General features: G+C 63.4%; 12 protein-coding genes. 10 read left to right on the top strand and 2 right to left on the bottom strand.

Annotation, left to right across the window (positions count from 1 at the left end):
* Positions 1 to 14: 14 nt before the first annotated feature.
* Both ACFVTG_RS23600 and ACFVTG_RS23595 read right to left on the bottom strand, forming a co-directional pair.
* Positions 15 to 1,151, bottom strand: a complete 1,137-nt coding sequence (locus ACFVTG_RS23600) for an aromatic ring-hydroxylating dioxygenase subunit alpha (RefSeq protein ID WP_284751421.1) — start codon at positions 1,149 to 1,151, stop codon at positions 15 to 17.
* Positions 1,152 to 1,195: 44 nt separating this feature from the next.
* Positions 1,196 to 2,392, bottom strand: a complete 1,197-nt coding sequence (locus ACFVTG_RS23595; RefSeq protein WP_390283209.1) for an NAD(P)/FAD-dependent oxidoreductase — start codon at positions 2,390 to 2,392, stop codon at positions 1,196 to 1,198.
* A 232-nt stretch (positions 2,393 to 2,624) separates the two neighbouring features.
* Here ACFVTG_RS23595 and ACFVTG_RS23590 point away from each other — a divergent pair, with 232 nt between their 5' ends.
* The 10 genes from ACFVTG_RS23590 (at position 2,625) to ACFVTG_RS23545 (ending at position 16,895) form a co-directional block, all read left to right on the top strand.
* On the top strand, positions 2,625 to 2,975 hold the full coding sequence (locus ACFVTG_RS23590) for a bifunctional 3-phenylpropionate/cinnamic acid dioxygenase ferredoxin subunit (protein ID WP_059388150.1): 351 nt from the start codon (positions 2,625 to 2,627) through the stop codon (positions 2,973 to 2,975).
* A 50-nt stretch (positions 2,976 to 3,025) separates the two neighbouring features.
* Entirely contained in the window at positions 3,026 to 5,533 is a 2,508-nt protein-coding gene (locus ACFVTG_RS23585) for an FAD-dependent oxidoreductase (protein WP_390283206.1), read from the top strand.
* Positions 5,534 to 5,589: 56 nt separating this feature from the next.
* Positions 5,590 to 7,338 carry a choline dehydrogenase gene (betA, locus tag ACFVTG_RS23580; RefSeq protein WP_284751417.1) on the top strand — a complete coding sequence of 583 codons (1,749 nt, stop codon included), beginning with the start codon at positions 5,590 to 5,592 and terminating at the stop codon, positions 7,336 to 7,338.
* Positions 7,335 to 8,855, top strand: coding sequence for an aldehyde dehydrogenase family protein (locus ACFVTG_RS23575; protein WP_390283204.1), 1,521 nt, complete (start codon positions 7,335 to 7,337; stop codon positions 8,853 to 8,855). Before betA ends, ACFVTG_RS23575 begins: the two co-directional genes overlap by 4 nt.
* Positions 8,852 to 9,886, top strand: a complete 1,035-nt coding sequence (locus ACFVTG_RS23570; protein ID WP_390283202.1) for a glycine betaine/L-proline ABC transporter ATP-binding protein — start codon at positions 8,852 to 8,854, stop codon at positions 9,884 to 9,886. The genes ACFVTG_RS23575 and ACFVTG_RS23570 overlap by 4 nt, the downstream gene beginning before the upstream one ends.
* Positions 9,886 to 11,919: an ABC transporter permease gene (locus ACFVTG_RS23565; protein WP_390283200.1), complete on the top strand. Its 2,034-nt coding sequence runs from the start codon at positions 9,886 to 9,888 to the stop codon at positions 11,917 to 11,919. The genes ACFVTG_RS23570 and ACFVTG_RS23565 overlap by 1 nt, the downstream gene beginning before the upstream one ends.
* Positions 11,920 to 11,957: 38 nt before the next feature.
* Positions 11,958 to 12,932 (top strand): ABC transporter substrate-binding protein, encoded by a 975-nt coding sequence (locus ACFVTG_RS23560; RefSeq protein WP_284751413.1) that lies wholly within the window; start codon positions 11,958 to 11,960, stop codon positions 12,930 to 12,932.
* Positions 12,933 to 13,238: 306 nt separating this feature from the next.
* A complete protein-coding gene (locus ACFVTG_RS23555; RefSeq protein ID WP_390283198.1) occupies positions 13,239 to 14,645 on the top strand; it encodes an MFS transporter in 1,407 nt (468 codons plus the stop codon).
* 32 nt (positions 14,646 to 14,677) lie between these two features.
* Positions 14,678 to 15,934, top strand: coding sequence for an aminopeptidase P family protein (locus ACFVTG_RS23550; protein ID WP_390283196.1), 1,257 nt, complete (start codon positions 14,678 to 14,680; stop codon positions 15,932 to 15,934).
* A 121-nt stretch (positions 15,935 to 16,055) separates the two neighbouring features.
* Positions 16,056 to 16,895, top strand: a complete 840-nt coding sequence (locus tag ACFVTG_RS23545) for an IclR family transcriptional regulator (protein WP_390283194.1) — start codon at positions 16,056 to 16,058, stop codon at positions 16,893 to 16,895.
* Positions 16,896 to 17,029: the final 134 nt, after the last annotated feature.

Here is a 17,029-nt window from a genome sequence, read left to right as displayed (position 1 = left end):
AGACATTCCTCCGTCTAGCTGTCGGCGGGGACGTCGGCGATCTTGCTCGTGACCCAGCTGTGGAACGCCTCAATGTGGTGCTCGCTCGGTACCAGGACGCCGCCCTTTGCGTAGATCTTGGATCCCATGGCCGGCTGGCAGCGTTCGCAGGCGTCGAAGTCCTGCTCGTTGACCCGGTGGAAGAGCTCCACCGAAGCGCTCACGTCCTTGCCGGATTCCACCACGCTGGGCAGGTACAGCCAGTCGCATTCGACGATCGTGTGGTCGGCGGCCAACGGGAACATGCGGTGGATGATGACGTGGTCCGGAACAAGGTTGACGAAAACATTCGGCTTGATGGTCACTGCGTAGTACCGGCGGTCCTGGTCGTCGCCGACGCCGGGAATCCGATCCAGGCCTTCGGAACCGTCAATCGTGAAGCCCTTGATGTCGTCACCGAACTCGGCGCCGTGGCCCACAAAATACTGCGCCGCCAGGCCGTCGGCGAACTCGGGCAGGACTTCGGTGAGTTCGGGGTGGATCGTCGCGCAGTGGTAGCACTCCATGAAGTTTTCGATGATGAGCTTCCAGTTGGCCTTGACGTCGTACTTGATGCGCCGGCCAAGGCTCAGGTTCGCGATGTCATAGTCGTCAACAGCCCGCAGATCCCCGAGGCGCTCCTCGATCGCGCCCATGACGTCTTCCTCGAACGACGGTGGCTCATCCGCGAGGCTGACCCAAACGTAGCCCATGTATTCCCGGACGTGGACCTTGACCAGCCCGTATTCGTTTCGATCGATATCCGGCATCTTGGTGAGGTTCGGGGCCGCGATGAGCTTTCCCTCAAGATCGTAGGTCCAAGCGTGGTACGGGCACTGGAACGAGCGGTTGGCCTCGCCGGACTCCTCCATGCACAGCTTCACGCCGCGGTGCCGGCAGATGTTGTAGAACGCGCGGATCTCTCCCTTGCGGGTGCGGTTGATGAGTACGCTCTCACGGCCGATCTGCACGGTTTTGAACGAGCCGGCCTTTTCCAGGTCCGCGGTCCGCACGGCGCAGAACCACATTTGTTCGAAGATGTGTTCCTGCTCGGCACGGAAGATGTCTTCACTGACATAAGTGTGGCCGGGGAGAGTGGGGATCAGGCTGGGGGAAACAACTTCAGTGGTCATGCTGACTCCTATTCAGTGATGAACGTGGTTGAGGCTCGGAATGTCTATGGGGTTGCCAGGACGGGCGGGGCATTGCGGGCGTTGAGTTGCCGGCGCCAACGGGTGAACAGACGCGGCTGGTTCACACCTAGAACGCCCACTGGTTCCTCGCCCCGGTAGTACACGGCCAGGAAGCTGTGGTCCTCGAGCTGCCCTGCCTCAATTTCGACGCGCTCCGCGTCCCGCGCATGGCCGGCGAACTGGAGCGTTACTCCGTACTGGTCCGACCAGAAGTACGGCAGGTTGAGCGGTTGGGGTGCGGCTGAGTGATCCAAGAGCCCTGTCACGGCAAGGGCGGCACGTTCCTGGGCACCGCTCCAATGCTCCACGCGATGGTGCTGCCCGCTGCGTTCGTCGTACCAGGCCGCGCAGTCTCCCACGGCAACCACGCCGGGGACGTTTGTCCGTCCCATCGAATCGCACGTGACGCCGTCGTCGAGCTCCAGCCCCGAACCGGCCAGCCACCCGACGTTGGGGACCGCACCGATTCCGAGAAGTACGACGTCGGCGGAACGGTACTGTCCGTCGCTGAGCCGGACACCGGTCACATTTCCTTCGTAGCTGTAATACGAGTCGATTCCCGTGTCACAAATCAGTTCCACTCCATTGATCCCGTGGAGCGTGGCCATGACGGCAGCCATCTCCGAACCGATCGGAGCGCTCAGCGGGATCGGGCTCTTGCAGATAATGGTCACGTCCATTCCCAGGCCCTTGGCCGTTGACGCCACCTCCGCGCCGATGAAGCCTGCGCCAACCACCAGCAGGCGGCCGCCCGGAACGAGTTCCGGAGCCAGGTCCTGCGCATCCTCAAGAGTCCGCAGCGTAAAGACATTGGATAGGCCCGCAAGTTCGGGCAGGGTGCGGGCCGAAGCTCCGGTGGCGATCACGACGCCGTCAGCCACCACCGTGCGTCCGTTACCTAGGGTGATGGTCCTGCTGGCCGCGTCAAAGCTCTTCGCAGGCGAGCCCAACAGCCATTCAGCCTGCAGGGGATCTGCCATTCCCGCCTCTTCCGCTTCCAACATCAAGTGCTTGATGCCGATCTTTCCTGCCAGGAACTCCTTGGACAGGGGCGGTCGGTCATAGGGCCGCTGCTGCTCATCTCCAATGATGAGCAGCCGGCCACAAAAACCCTGCGCGCGGGCAGCGCGGGCGGCGGAAAGTCCAGCCAATGATGCGCCCACGATCGCCAATGTCTCCATGGCTTCCTCCTCGTTGAGCCGTTCGAAATTTTATTGCGCATTACGCAACGAACTTCGTTATGCGAAACAGTGTGACGGCCTTCACATCGCGTGTCAAGCAATCTGCGGAGTAATTTCCACCTCTTGACAAGCCCCTGTGAGGTCCATCACTCTGTTGCGTATTGTGATCTTCGTTGATCATGAAACAACCGCCCCCAGGTTTTCGACCAATCCGGTGAAAGAGGTTCGTGAGATGCACAGTGCTTGTCCGCTTAGCTCGTTGGCTCCCGGGGACGCGATTCGACTCGAGACGTCTCCGCCGATTGCCGTATTCCACACCGAAGAGGGCGAACTCTTTGCCCTCGACGACACCTGCACGCACCAAGACGCTTCCCTCGCCGACGGCTGGGTGGAGGACTGCTGGGTGGAGTGCCCCCTCCATGCTTCAAAGTTCAATCTCCGCACGGGAGCCGCCGATGCGCCTCCGGCCAAGCTGCCCGTCAGGGTCCACGAAGTCCTGGTAGTGGACGGCCAGATCATGGTCAAGGAATCCGAGGACGAGCCCAATCTGCCGCCCGGGTTGACCGTCGACGGCCACGTCTAGCTTCCGGCGAGCCCCAAACCTCCATACGACTTACCTCAGGAGCAACACGCATGTCCACATCACCCCGCGTCGTCATTATCGGAGCCGGCATCGTCGGCGCCAATCTTGCGGATGAGCTGTCCACCCGCGGCTGGACCAATATCACCGTGGTCGAGCAGGGCCCGTTGAAGTTGGCGGGTGGATCAACCTCGCACGCCCCCGGCCTCGTGTTCCAGACCAACGCCTCCAAGGCCATGACCGAATTCGCGTCCTACACCGTGGACAAGCTGCTCTCCCTCAGCGATTCCGGCGTCTCCTGCTTCAACCAGGTGGGCGGTCTCGAGGTGGCCACCACGCCAGGGCGCCTGGAGGACCTCAAGCGCAAGCTGGGCTACGCGGCGTCGTGGGGTGTGGAAGGCCGGCTCATCGATCCGGACGAGTGCGCCAAGCACTACCCGCTGCTCGATCAGGAGAAAGTACTCGGCGGACTCTACGTCCCCTCCGACGGCCTGGCGTCCGCAGCCCGCGCCGTCGGCCTGCTCATCGCCAAGGCGAGCGCCGCAGGCGTCACGTTCCGCGGTTCCACTCCCGTCACCGGCATTGAACAGACAGGCGGCAAAGTCACGGGGGTCGAAACGCCCGACGGTGTGATCCCTGCAGACATCGTAGTTTCCTGCGCCGGGTTCTGGGGACCCAAGATCGGCGCGATGGTGGGCATGTCCGTGCCACTCCTCCCGCTGGCCCACCAATACGTCAAGACCACGTCCGTACCGGAGCTCGTGGGCCGGAACGATGCCTCGCGGCTGCTTGATCCCGCCAACGGCGCGTGGATGCCCATCCTTCGCCACCAGGACAAAGACCTCTACTACCGCGAGCACGGGGACCGGATGGGCATTGGCTCCTACGCCCACAAGCCCATGCCCGTGGACCTCCGGGAGCTGCCCGAGGTTGCTGCGGCGGACATGTCCGAGCACCGGATGCCGTCCCGACTGGCGTTTACCGAAGAGGACTTCCTGCCGAGTTGGGAGGACTCCAAGGAACTCCTTCCGGCACTTGCCGGCGCGGGGATTGCGGATGGCTTCAACGGCATCTTCTCCTTCACCCCGGACGGCGGTCCCCTGGTGGGCGAGTCCAAGGAGGTTGAGGGGTTCTTCGTTGCCGAGGCCGTGTGGGTGACGCACTCCGCCGGCGTGGCCAGGGCAGTGGCCGAGCTCTTGATCGAGGGCCAATCCCGGATTCCGCTCCACGAATGCGAAGTCTCCCGCTTCGAAGAGATCCAGACCGCGGAGAGCTACGTCAGCGAAACCTCCCAGCAGAACTTCGTAGAGATCTACGATGTCCTGCACCCGCTACAGCCACGCGTCTCGCCCCGCGAACTGCGCGTGAGCCCATTCAATGCCCGGCAGAAGGAGCTCGGGGCGTTCTTCCTCGAAGCCCAGGGTTGGGAGCGCCCGCACTGGTTCGAGGCAAACCGCGGCTTGCTGGAGGTGCTCCCGGAAGAATGGCGCGCACCTGAACGCGAACCGTGGGCCGCCATGTTCCACTCCCCCATTTCCGCGGCCGAAGCGTGGAAGACGCGCACCGCCGTCGCGCTCTATGACATGACGCCGCTCAAGCGGCTGGAGGTTTCCGGCCCGGGCGCCGAAGCCCTCTTGCAGCGCCTCAGCGCCGGGAAGGTCGACAAGAAGCCGGGTGCGGTGACCTACTGCCTGCTCCTCAACGGCGACGGCGGCATCCGCAGCGACATCACGGTGGCTCGCCTCGACGAAACCACCTTCCAAGTCGGAGCCAACGGCAACATCGACTTCGCCTACTTCACTACCGAAGCCCGCAAGCAGACCGCCGAGGACGTCACGCAGTGGGTCCAGGTCCGGGACATCACCGGTTCCACGTGTTGCGTGGGCCTTTGGGGGCCGCTGGCCCGCGAGGTCATCGCCAAGGTGAGCGGCGACGATTTCAGCAACGACGGATTGAAGTACTTCCGCACCAAGAAAGTCCGGATCGGCGGGATCCCTGTCACCGCGATGCGGCTGTCCTACGTAGGCGAGTTGGGCTGGGAGCTGTATACGACGGCGGAAAACGGCCAAAGGCTCTGGGACCTTTTGTTCGAGGCCGGCCAGGAGCACGGCATCATCGCGGCCGGCCGCGGTGCGTTCAACAGCCTCCGCCTCGAGAAGGGCTACCGGCTATGGGGCACCGACATGACCCCCGAGCACGAGCCCTTCCAATCGGGCCTTGGCTTCTCCGTCGGCAAGGACAAGGAAGGATACATCGGCGCCGAGGCCCTCAAAGCCCGCCGCGAACTGCCCATCAACCGCCGCTTGCGTTGCCTAACGGTCGACGACGGCACGTCCGTGGTGTTGGGCAAGGAACCTGTCTATTTCAAGGGAGAGCCCGCCGGCTACGTCACAAGCGCCGCCTACGGCTACACCGTCCGGAAGCCCATCGCCTACGCTTGGCTGCCCGCCGAAGCGGGCGAGGGTGACGCCGTCGAGATCGAATACTTCGGGAAGCGGATCCCGGCCACCATCTCTGCCGATCCGCTCGTGGATCCAACCATGGAAAAGCTACGGGGCTGACGCCCCTCCTGGCTACTCGACACAGCAATGGGGATCACTTCAAAGGAGTTCAACTAATGGCCAACGAAAAGTTTGACTACGTCATCGTGGGTGGGGGCAGCGCCGGATCGGTGCTGGCAGACAGGCTCAGCGCGGACCCCTCCAAGACCGTCCTGGTCCTGGAGGCTGGCCGCAGCGACTACCCCTGGGACCTGTTCATCCAGATGCCCGCGGCGCTCACCTTCCCCAGCGGGAACAGGTTCTACGACTGGCGGTACCAATCCGACCCCGAGCCGCACATGCACGGACGCCGGATCGCCCACACCCGCGGCAAGGTCCTGGGCGGCTCAAGTTCCATCAACGGGATGATCTTCCAGCGCGGCAACCCCTTGGACTACGAACGCTGGGGAGCCGACGCCGGGATGGAGACCTGGGACTTCGCACACTGCCTCCCCTACTTCAACCGCATGGAGACCGCGCTCGCCGCGGAACCCGACGATGAACTGCGCGGACACGACGGACCGCTGGTCCTTGAACGCGGTCCGGCGCGCAATCCCCTCTTCCAAGCCTTCTTCCGCGCGGCCCAACAAGCCGGATTCGCACGGACCAACGATGTCAACGGGTACCGGCAGGAGGGCTTCGGTCCCTTCGACCGCAATGTCCACAAGGGCCAGCGGCTCTCCGCCTCGCGTGCCTACTTGCGGCCGCACCTCAACCGGCCGAACCTCACGGTCAGGACCCGGGCCCTCGTCTCGAAAATCAACTTCGACGGCATTGGAACGTCCGATGTCAGGGCCACGGGCGTCAGCTATCGACGCAACGGCAAACAGCACAGCGTGGATGCCCAGGAAGTCGTCCTGTGCGGAGGGGCCATCAACACCCCGCAGCTCCTGCAGTTGTCCGGCGTCGGGGACTCCACGCACCTCAAGTCCCTCGGCATCAAGCCAGTAATCGACCTGCCCGGCGTCGGCGAAAACCTGCAGGACCACTTGGAGGTCTACATCCAGCACGCCTGCACCCAGCCGGTGTCCATGCAGCCGAGCCTGAGCCTGTGGCGCTATCCATGGATCGGCCTGCAGTGGCTGTTCGGGCGCAAGGGACCAGCGGCCACCAACCACTTCGAAGGCGGCGGCTTTGTGCGGTCCAACGAAGACGTGGCCTACCCCAACCTCATGTTCCACTTCCTGCCTGTTGCCGTCCGTTATGACGGCCAAAAGGCCGACGCCAAGCATGGCTACCAAGTGCACATCGGGCCCATGTACTCCGATGCGCGCGGCAGCCTGAAGATCACTTCCACGGACCCGACCGCCCACCCGTCCATGAAATTCAACTACCTTTCCACGGAGCAGGACCGGCGCGAGTGGGTCGAAGCCATCCGGATTTCCCGGCAGATCCTGGAGCAGTCGGCCATGGCGCCTTTCGATGGCGGTGAGCTCTCACCCGGTCCGTCCGTCCAGACAGACGAGGAAATCCTCGACTGGGTAGCCCGCGACGCCGAAACCGCCCTGCACCCGTCCTGCACCGCAAAGATGGGTCCGGCGACCGATCCCATGGCCGTGGTGGACCCGCTCAGCATGAGGGTGCACGGCACCTCAGGCCTGCGGGTGGCTGACGCTTCGGCAATGCCCTACGTGACCAACGGCAACATCTACGCGCCGGTCATGATGCTGGCCGAGAAAGCTGCGGACTTGATCCAGGGCCGCGAACCCCTCGCTCCGATCGCCGCCGAGTTCTACCGGCACGGCAGCAGCCCGGTTCCGGACAACCTGGAAAGCCTGGACGGCCAGCCCCAGGTCACTCCGGCAAGGAACCAAGGAGCGGCATGAACAGCCCACAACTTTCCCAGACCCACACGGTGCGCGGCAGCTACGTTGACGGCGGCTGGCGGCAGTCCGCCGGAGGAATCCGCAGCATCAACTGCCCGGCGGACGGTACGCACGTTGCCGACGTCGCAGAGTGCACGGCGGCTGATGCCGAGGCAGCGGTGGCTAGCGCCCGTACGGCGTTCGACGACGGCCTCTGGCCGCGCACTCCGGAACTGGAACGCGGCGCGATCCTGCTCCGCGTGGCCGGGCTGCTGCAGCGGGACAAGGCCGCATACGCCGCGGCCGAAGCCCTCGACACCGGCAAGCGCCTGGTCGAAGCCGAATACGACATCGACGACGTCATCGCCTGCTTCCGCTACTACGGCAGCGTGGCAGGCACGGACGCGGGCCGCGTGATCGATACCGGCCGGCCTGGCGCCATCAGTCGGGTCGTCCATGCACCCGTGGGCGTCTGCGGCCTCATCACGCCGTGGAACTATCCGCTCCTCCAGGCTTCGTGGAAAGTTGCACCGGCGCTGTTGGCCGGGAACACTTTTGTCCTCAAGCCCAGTGAGTTGACGCCTTCGACGTCCATCCTCCTCATGGACACCCTGCGGGAAGCAGGCGTGCCCGACGGCGTCGCGAACCTCGTGACGGGAACGGGACCGGAGGTCGGGGCTGTGCTCAGTTCGGATCCGCGGGTCGATCTGGTCTCGTTCACGGGCGGGCTGGAAACCGGCAAGCGGATCATGGTGGCCGCGGCGGAGACGGTCAAGCGCGTGGCCCTCGAACTCGGAGGCAAGAACCCGAATGTGGTCTTTGCCGACGCTGACCGGGAGGCCGCGATCGACAACGCCTTGACTGCCGTCTTCCTGAACTCGGGCCAGGTCTGCTCGGCCGGGGCGCGGCTCATTGTCGAAGAGTCCATTCACGAGGAGTTTGTGGCCGAAGTGGTACGCCGTGCACGCCAGATCCGGCTGGGCGGCCCCTTCGACCAAGAGGCCCAGACCGGCCCGCTGATCTCCACGGCCCACCGGGACAAGGTCCATGCCTACGTGCAGGCCGGAGTTGCGGAGGGCGCGCGGCTGCTGTGCGGGGGCTTCATTCCGGACACCCCGGAACTGGGCCGTGGCAGTTTCTACCCGCCCACCGTGTTGGACGGGTGCAAGACCTCGATGCGCGTGGTCCAGGAGGAATCCTTTGGCCCCGTCATGACGGTGGAAACGTTCACCACCGAGGAAGAGGCCGTCCGGCTGGCGAACGACACCGTCTACGGACTGGCCGGTGCCGTGTGGACGGCAGACGCCTCGAAGGCCCAGCGGGTCTCCGAAGCGCTGCGTCACGGGACGGTCTGGATCAACGACTACCACCCGTACGTTCCGCAAGCCGAATGGGGCGGCTTTGGACAGTCAGGCAATGGCCGCGAATTGGGGCTCGCTGGCTTGGCCGAATACCGAGAAACAAAACACATCTGGCAAAACATCAGCCCCGGGCCCAGCCACTGGTTCGAGCCGCCGCAGGCAGGAGTACAGCAATGAGCAGTCCTGACATATCAGTGCGCAACCTCTGGAAGGTCTTCGGACCCGGAGGTGAAAAGATCCCTAAGAATCCGGAACTATCGAGCTTGAGCTCAGGCGAATTGCTTGAACGCACCGGCTGCAATGCTGCCGTGCGGGACATGAACTTCGACGTCGCCAAGGGCGAGGTGTTCGTCGTCATGGGCCTGTCCGGATCAGGAAAGTCCACCCTGATCCGGTGCCTCACCCGGCTGATCGAACCGACGTCGGGTTCCGTCCTGGTCGACGGAAAAGACGTGTTGGACGCGGGAACCACCGAACTTCGGGAACTGCGCCGGAGGAAGATGTCCATGGTCTTCCAGCACTTCGGCCTCCTCCCGCACCGCACCGTGCTGGACAACGTGTCCTACGGATTGCAGATCCGTGGGGCGTCAAAAAATGAGCGTTACGCCAAATCCCGCGAAATCATCGAACTGGTAGGCCTCAAGGGCTACGAGCAGCATTTCCCCGATCAGCTTTCCGGCGGAATGCAGCAGCGTGTTGGGCTTGGCCGCGCCTTGGCGGGCGATCCGGACACCATCCTCTTCGACGAGCCGTTCTCGGCCCTGGACCCGCTCATCCGGCGCGATATGCAGGCGGAAGTCATCCGGCTGCACAAAGAGATGGGCAAGACGATGGTGTTCGTTACCCACGACCTATCCGAAGCGCTCAAACTCGGGGACCGCATCCTGATCATGCGGAACGGCGAGACAGTCCAGTGCGGCACCGGCGATGACCTTGTCGGATCGCCAGCGGACAAGTACATTGCCGACTTCGTCTCCGAAGTACCCCGCGCGGATGTCCTGACGCTCAAATGGATCACCGATCCGGTAGCTTTGGGCACTCCCGGGGATGCTCCCGTCCTGAGCGCCGGCACGATCATCCGCGACGCCATTCCCACCGTCATGAACTCATCGTGTCCCGTGCTCGTGGAAGACTCCGGCAGGATCACCGGCCAGATCGACCGCGACAGCATCTTGTCGGTCATCCGCAGCACGGAAGTAGCGGCATGATGTCCACTCTCGTTCGTGACCGGGCCCCGGTTCAGACCAGCGCCAACGCCCTCCGCCCGCCGCGCAAGCGGCTGAGTCGCCGAGCAGTACTCCTGGGTGCCGCCGGAGTCCTCTGGCTCCTCGGGTTCTTGTTCCTGCACGGCACATCGACCCTCACTCTGCCGGCGTCGGAATTGACTGACCTGCACCGTTCGCTCAACCAATTCAATGCCTGGGTCGCATCGAACCGAGCGGACAATCCCCTTTTCCAGTACGTCTTTACTCCCTTCCGCTCCGCCGTCGATTCAGTCGCAAACCTGTTCACCAGCACTTTTGCCGCCAGCTCTACCGGGCTTCGCCTACCGGAAATCGGCTGGCTGGGAACTGTCGGCCTGCTCAGCTGGATCGCCTTTGCGGTCGGCAATGCCCGGGTGGGATTGCTGACGGCAGCCGCATTCACGTTCTTCGGCCTCCAGGGTCTGTTTACCGAAGCGGCTTACACCTTCGCCCTCGTCCTCACAGCCGTGCTGTTCAGCCTGCTGATCGGCATCCCGCTCGGAGTCTTGGCCGGGATCTCGGGCCGGGTTTCCCAAGTGATCACCCCCGTCCTCGACTTCATGCAAATCCTCCCCACGTTCGTCTATCTGGCTCCTTTGGCCCTCATCTTCCTGATCGGCCCTGCCTCCGCGGTCATCGCCACAGTGATCTACGCCGTGCCTCCGCTCATCCGACTGACGGCACACGGAATCCGGAACATCCCGGAGAACACCCGGGAAGCCTCCGACTCCTTGGGCACCACAGGGTTTCAGCGGCTTCTCACCCTGCAACTCCCCCTGGCACGGCGCACCATCGTGATGGGGATCAACCAAAGCACCATGGCTGCTTTGTCCATGGTCACCATCGCGGCGCTGATCGCGGCGCCGGGGCTGGGCCAAGTGGTTGTGCGTGCCCTGCAATCGCTCGACGTCGGGACGGCAGTCAACGCCGGCCTGTCGATCGTCCTCCTGGCCATTGTGCTGGACCGGGTCACCACGGCCGCCAGCCGCCGGGCCGAACCCGGGGCAGCCCGCAAGCGCCGGATACCGCGCAGAGCTAGGTACATCCTGCTCGCTGTCAGCCTCGTCGTTGTCCTTGTCATGGTCCAGCTTTCCCGGACGATGCTCTGGGCCGCGGCCTTTCCGAAGAACCTCAACTTTGGCCCGGACATCATCAGCGGAGTCGGCGCTGCCAGCGCATGGCTGCAGACAAACCTATCCCTGTTTACGGTGTCATTCCGCGAGGCCCTGACCAACGGAATCCTCAACCCGTTCCAATCCCTTCTGACCGACACCCCCTTCTACCTCCTCGTCGCGGTTGTCCTCGTGGCGGCTTACGCACTCGGTGGTTGGAAGCTGGCACTGGTCACCGCCTCATGCCTGGCCGCGATCATCTACCTCGGCCTGTGGAGCGATGCCATGGTCACCCTGGCCAGCACCCTTGTTGCCACGGCCGTGGTCATGGTGCTGGGCATCATCTTCGGTGTGGCGATGGGAAGGTCCAACAGGGTGGACCAGATCATGCGGCCCATGCTGGATGCGGGCCAGACCATGCCTGCCTTCGTCTACTTGGTTCCGTTCCTAGGCCTTTTCGGCGCAACGAGGTTCACGGCCATCGTCGCCGGAATTATCTATGCAGCGCCTGTGGCCATCAAGATCACGGCCGACGGCATCGCAGCGATCTCCCCCACCGTCATGGAGGCTGCGGTATCCAGCGGGTCAACCCCGTGGCAGGTCATCACCAAGGTCCAGCTCCCCATGGCAAGGAAATCCCTGGCCCTCGCCGCAAACCAAGGCTTGATCTACGTCTTGGCCATGGTAGTCGTCGGAGCACTGGTCGGTGCAGGCGGCCTGGGGTACGACGTCGTCGCCGGCTTTGTCCAGAGCTCGCTGTTCGGCAAGGGCCTCGCCGCCGGCCTGGCCATCGTCTTCCTCGGCATCCTGCTGGACCGCATCACCCAAGCTGCGGCAGCCGACCCGGTCCGCAAAATCCGCTCAGCAAAATCGAGCGCGCACTAGTCCTCCCCGTTCACCGCCCCAACAAGGAGACCCCAACCATGAGTAGAACAAGACAGCTTTTGAAACGAACAATTCCCGTCCTTGCCGGAACCGTTACTGCAGCCCTCTTGCTAGCTGGCTGCGGAGGCGCTTCCGTGAACCAAGCGGCAGCCGCAGGCTCCTCGGATACGCCCTGCGGAACCGTCAATGTCGCCCTCAACGCGTGGGTCGGTTACACGGCAAATGCGGCCGTCTACAGCTACGTAGCCCAAAACAAACTCGGTTGCACAGTAGTCCAGAAGGACCTGTCGGAGCAGATCTCCTGGCAGGGCTTTGGTTCCGGTGAAGTCGATGTCATCCTCGAGAACTGGGGTCACGCGGACCTCACGAAGCAGTACATCACGGACCAAAAAGTGGCTGTGGACGCAGGCCCCACGGGCAACGAAGGGCACATCGGCTGGTACGTACCACCATGGATGGTCCAGAAGTACCCGGACATCCTGGACAGCAAGAACCTGAACAAGTACGCCTCACTCTTTGCCACCTCCGAATCAGGCGGCAAAGGCCAGGTCCTGGACGGCGACCCCGCCTTCGTGACCAACGACGAAGCCCTGGTCAAGAACCTTGGCCTCGACTACAAAGTGGTCTTCTCGGGCTCGGAAGCAGCTCTGATCCAGTCGTTCCGTACGGCCGAAAAGAACAAGACACCGCTGCTGGGCTACTTCTACGAACCGCAATGGTTCCTCTCAGAGGTCCCCCTCAAGAAAGTCAGCCTGCCCGCCTACACCCCGGGCTGCGATGCCGACGCCGAGAAGGTCGCCTGTGACTACCCCGATTACAAACTGAACAAAGTGATGGCCAAGAAGTTTGCGGACAGCGGTTCTCCCGCAGCGAAACTGCTCAAGGCCTTCTCGTGGACCAACGCCGACCAGGACTCGGTCGCAACGGATATCCAGGGCGGCATGAAGCCGGACGCCGCCGCCAAGAAATGGGTGGATGCCCACCCCGATGTGGTGGCCGCCTGGCTCAAATAGTCCCTGAACCCCTCTCCCCCTGAAGCTCCCCGGATCCTTGCGATCCGGGGAGCTTCTTTTTTCCTTTACCGGGCGGGCCCTGCCCCTTTCGCACCACTCAACGCAACCATGTTGCAACTAACGCACCCCACTTCCCCCACCCTCCCCCAACTGACTCGCACTTGTTGTCGTTTAGCGCCCTCAAAACGACAACAAGTGCGAGTCAGTTGGGTGGTGAGCGAAGACTCTTGACGGTGACGCGCAACACATCTATTCTGGTGCAACAGCGTTGCGTTGAATGCAACCCCAAAAGTTCTTGGTGGATTCATGAAAAACGAAACATCCTCCGTGGCAGCAATCCAGGGAAACGCCAGTGCCGGATCCAAAGGCGGGTCCGGCGACCTTCCCGATGCGGCAGCCACCCCGGGCGGCCCGTCAAAGCCAACGGCTAGCCACACAGTCAGCAAAGACACCCGCCGCCGCGTTATCACTGCAAGCTTCATCGGCAACTTCGTCGAATGGTTCGACTACGCCGTCTACGGCTACCTTGCCGGGATCATCTCGACCGTCTTCTTCCCCGCATCGGACCGGCAGACCGCACTGCTCGCAACGTTTGGCGTCTTCGCCGTCTCCTTCTTTGTCCGTCCATTGGGCGGATTCATCTGGGGCCACATCGGTGACCGCCTCGGACGCAAACAAGCGCTCTCCCTCTCGATCGTGCTCATGTCCGTGGCTACGTTCTGCATCGCCCTCATCCCCGGCTACAACACCATCGGCGTCATGGCGCCGGTCCTCCTGCTGCTCGTCCGGGTTGTCCAGGGCTTCTCGGCCGCCGGCGAATACGCAGGTGCCTCAGCCTTCCTGGTGGAATACGCGCCGGCCAATCGGCGCGGACTCTATGCCGCCGTCGTACCTGCCAGCACGGCGGCAGGCCTGCTGCTCGGTTCCCTGCTGGCGGCACTGCTCAGCACGGTACTGAGCGCGGAGCAGCTCGGCGAATGGGGCTGGCGATTGCCCTTCCTCCTGGCCGCCCCGATGGGCCTGATTGGCCGCTACATCCGTACCAAGCTCGAGGACACCCCGGCCTTCCGAGAAATGGCCGCGAAGGACACCGCGGTCAAGGCTCCGGCCTTCGCGATGTTCAAGACGTACCGCAAGCAGCTGATCATCGCGACGGGCGCGGTGCTGCTCAACGCCGTCGGCTTCTACGTGATCCTCAGCTACATGCCGACGTACCTTTCCGAGGAGCTTCACTTCGGTGCGGCCGAATCGTTCCTGGCCACCACGATTGCCCTCGTCAGCTACATCGGATTCATCTTCCTGACGGGTATCGCCTCGGACAGGTTCGGCCGGAAGCGCATGCTCATCACAGCGTCCGTGCTGTTCGTGGTGCTGACCGTTCCCGCGTTCATGCTCCTCGACACCGGCAACTTCCTGGTCATTGTCCTGGTCCAGATCCTGCTGGGCGCCATGCTCACGCTCAACGACGGCACCCTGCCCAGCTTCCTTGCCGAGCTCTTCCCCACGAGGGTCCGCTACAGCGGCTTCGCCGTCAGCTTCAATCTCTCCAACGCCCTGTTCGGCGGCACCGCCCCTTTCATGGCAACACTCCTCATCGGCCTGACCCACAACCAGCTGGCCCCCGGCTGGTACCTCGTGGCAGCCTCCATAATTTCCCTCATCGCGGTCCTCTTCGCTGTGGAGACTTCCAAGAAGCCCCTGCAGCAGGACTGAAAACAACCCACCCATTGAAAGGAACACCACCCATGACCATCACCGAGAATGAAGCCGTCAGCGATGTCGCCAAGCTTGAACGCCTCAAGGTCCTCAACAACGGAGAGAAACTCTCCCTGACATTCTCCGACACAGAGTTTGAACGACGCCTCGCGGGTCTTCGCCGGATCATGGCCGAGAAGGATCTGGACGCCGTTGTCCTGACCAGCTACCACTCCATCAAGTACTACTCCGACTTCCTGTTCACCTACTTCGGCCGTTCCTACGCCATGGTGGTCACGGCCGAGGACACCGTCACCGTTACCGCCAACATCGACGCCGGAATGCCGTGGCGCCGCAGCTACGGGGACAACCTTGTCTACACCGACTGGCGCCGGGACAACTACATCTTCGGCATCCAGGAAGTGCTGCGAACCCGCGGGATCAACGTCCGTCGTCTGGGTGTTGAGGACGATTCCCTTCCGCTGGACAACCGCAACAAGATCCAAGCCGCCTTCTCCGGCGCGACGCTTGTGGATGTGGCCCAGGCCGCGATGCGCCAGCGCATGATCAAGTCTTCCGAGGAAATCGAGGTCATCAAGCACGGCGCCCGGATCGGCGACCTCGGCGGCGAGGCCATCCGCAACGCCATCACTGCAGGGATCACTGAGTACGAGGTCGCCCTGATCGGCACCGAAGCCATGGTCCACGAGATAGCCCGGACGTTCCCGGACTCCGAGATCCGCGACACCTGGGTGTGGTTCCAGTCCGGCATCAACACCGACGGCGCCCACAACTGGGCAACCACCCGCAAGATCCAGGAACACGACATCCTGTCACTGAACTGCTTCCCCATGACCTCGGGCTACTACACGGCCCTGGAGCGGACACTGTTCTACGGCGAACCCGATGCGCGCTCCCTGGAACTGTGGAACATCAACGTGGAGGTCCACAAGCGCGGACTGGAACTCATCAAGCCCGGGGCAGTCTGCAAGGACATCGCGGCCGAGCTGAACGAGATCTATGTTGCGCATGGACTGCTCGCCAACCGCACCTTTGGCTACGGACACTCCTTCGGCGTCCTCTCGCACTACTACGGACGTGAAGCCGGACTGGAGCTGCGCGAAGACATCGACACGGTCCTGGAGCCAGGAATGGTGGTCTCCATGGAGCCGATGATCACGGTCCTCGATGGCCAGGCGGGTGCCGGCGGGTACCGGGAACACGACATCCTGGTGGTCGGTGAAGACGGTGCCGAGAACATCACCAAATTCCCCTTCGGCCCGGAATACAACATCATCGGCGCCTAGCACCCACCTCCAATGGACATGCCCTGTCTTGCGCCCGAGCAATGGACATATGACTCATATGCTCATTGCTGTAGGCCAAGGCTGGGCATGTCCCCATTAAAAGAGCCATATAGTGACCATCATGACCCCAGCAGAACCGCGTGCAGAACGGCGTGCAGAACCGCGTACAACCATCAGCGACACCCCGGCCAACGGCGATTCCAAAGGCGCTTCGGTACTCGAGAACGCCATTGCCGTGCTCCGCAGCTTCACCGCCGAGGAACCCTTGCTGGGAGTCACCGAGATCGCCGGCAGGATCGGCTTGCACAAGAGCACCGTGTCCCGGATCCTGGCGACCTTCGAACAAGAACACCTGGTGGAACGCGACCCCGAGTCCCGCCGCTTCCGGCTCGGCCTGGGGATGATCGCCCTTGCCGGCCCGCTCCTCGCCGAACTCGAGGAGCGCCGGGTGGCCTATCCCGTCCTGCGCGAACTGAGCGAACGGACCGGCGAGACGAGCGCGCTCATGGTGTGGAACGGGAGCGAATCCATGTGCGTGGAGCAAATCGCCAGCCGGCACCAGGTCAAGCACCTCGCACCGTTGGGTGCCCGCTACAACGAGGCGCTCAGCTCTTCGGTACAGGTCTTCCTTGCCGCCGAAGACGCCGACCGTGTCCGCAAGCTCCTCCGCAGCGGCTCCATTACATTGCCCGGGCTCGACGAGGAAGCACTCGAGGCCTACCTACTTCGGCTGCAGGAGTCCGTGACCCGGGGCTGGGCCTTCAATTTCGGCGAAACATCCATTGAAGAAGTCGGCGTCGCCTCCCCCGTCTTTGACCACCGCGGAGACATCGTGGCCTCCGTCCTGATCCCCGCGCCAAAGTTCCGGGTCTCGCAGGACACGCTCGCCAGCCTCGGCGAGGCATGCCAAGACGCAGCCCGCAAAATCACCACGCGCCTGGGCGGCCGCGCCCCGCTCTAACTCCCAAGTAGTCCCCACCGCGACCCTCGCCTCGCAAGTCCCCACCGGCTCCCAGCCTTCGCAAGCTCAGGCAGGGGCCCACGCCGGTGGGGCCCACGGCCAGGGAACCCTGGCGGTGTGGGCCCACGCCGTTG

It is taken from the genome of Arthrobacter sp. NPDC058127, from assembly GCF_042884555.1.
Taxonomy (GTDB): domain Bacteria; phylum Actinomycetota; class Actinomycetes; order Actinomycetales; family Micrococcaceae; genus Arthrobacter.
The sequence above is the reverse complement of the archived record's forward strand: the minus strand, read 5'-3'. Positions and strand labels throughout refer to the sequence as shown.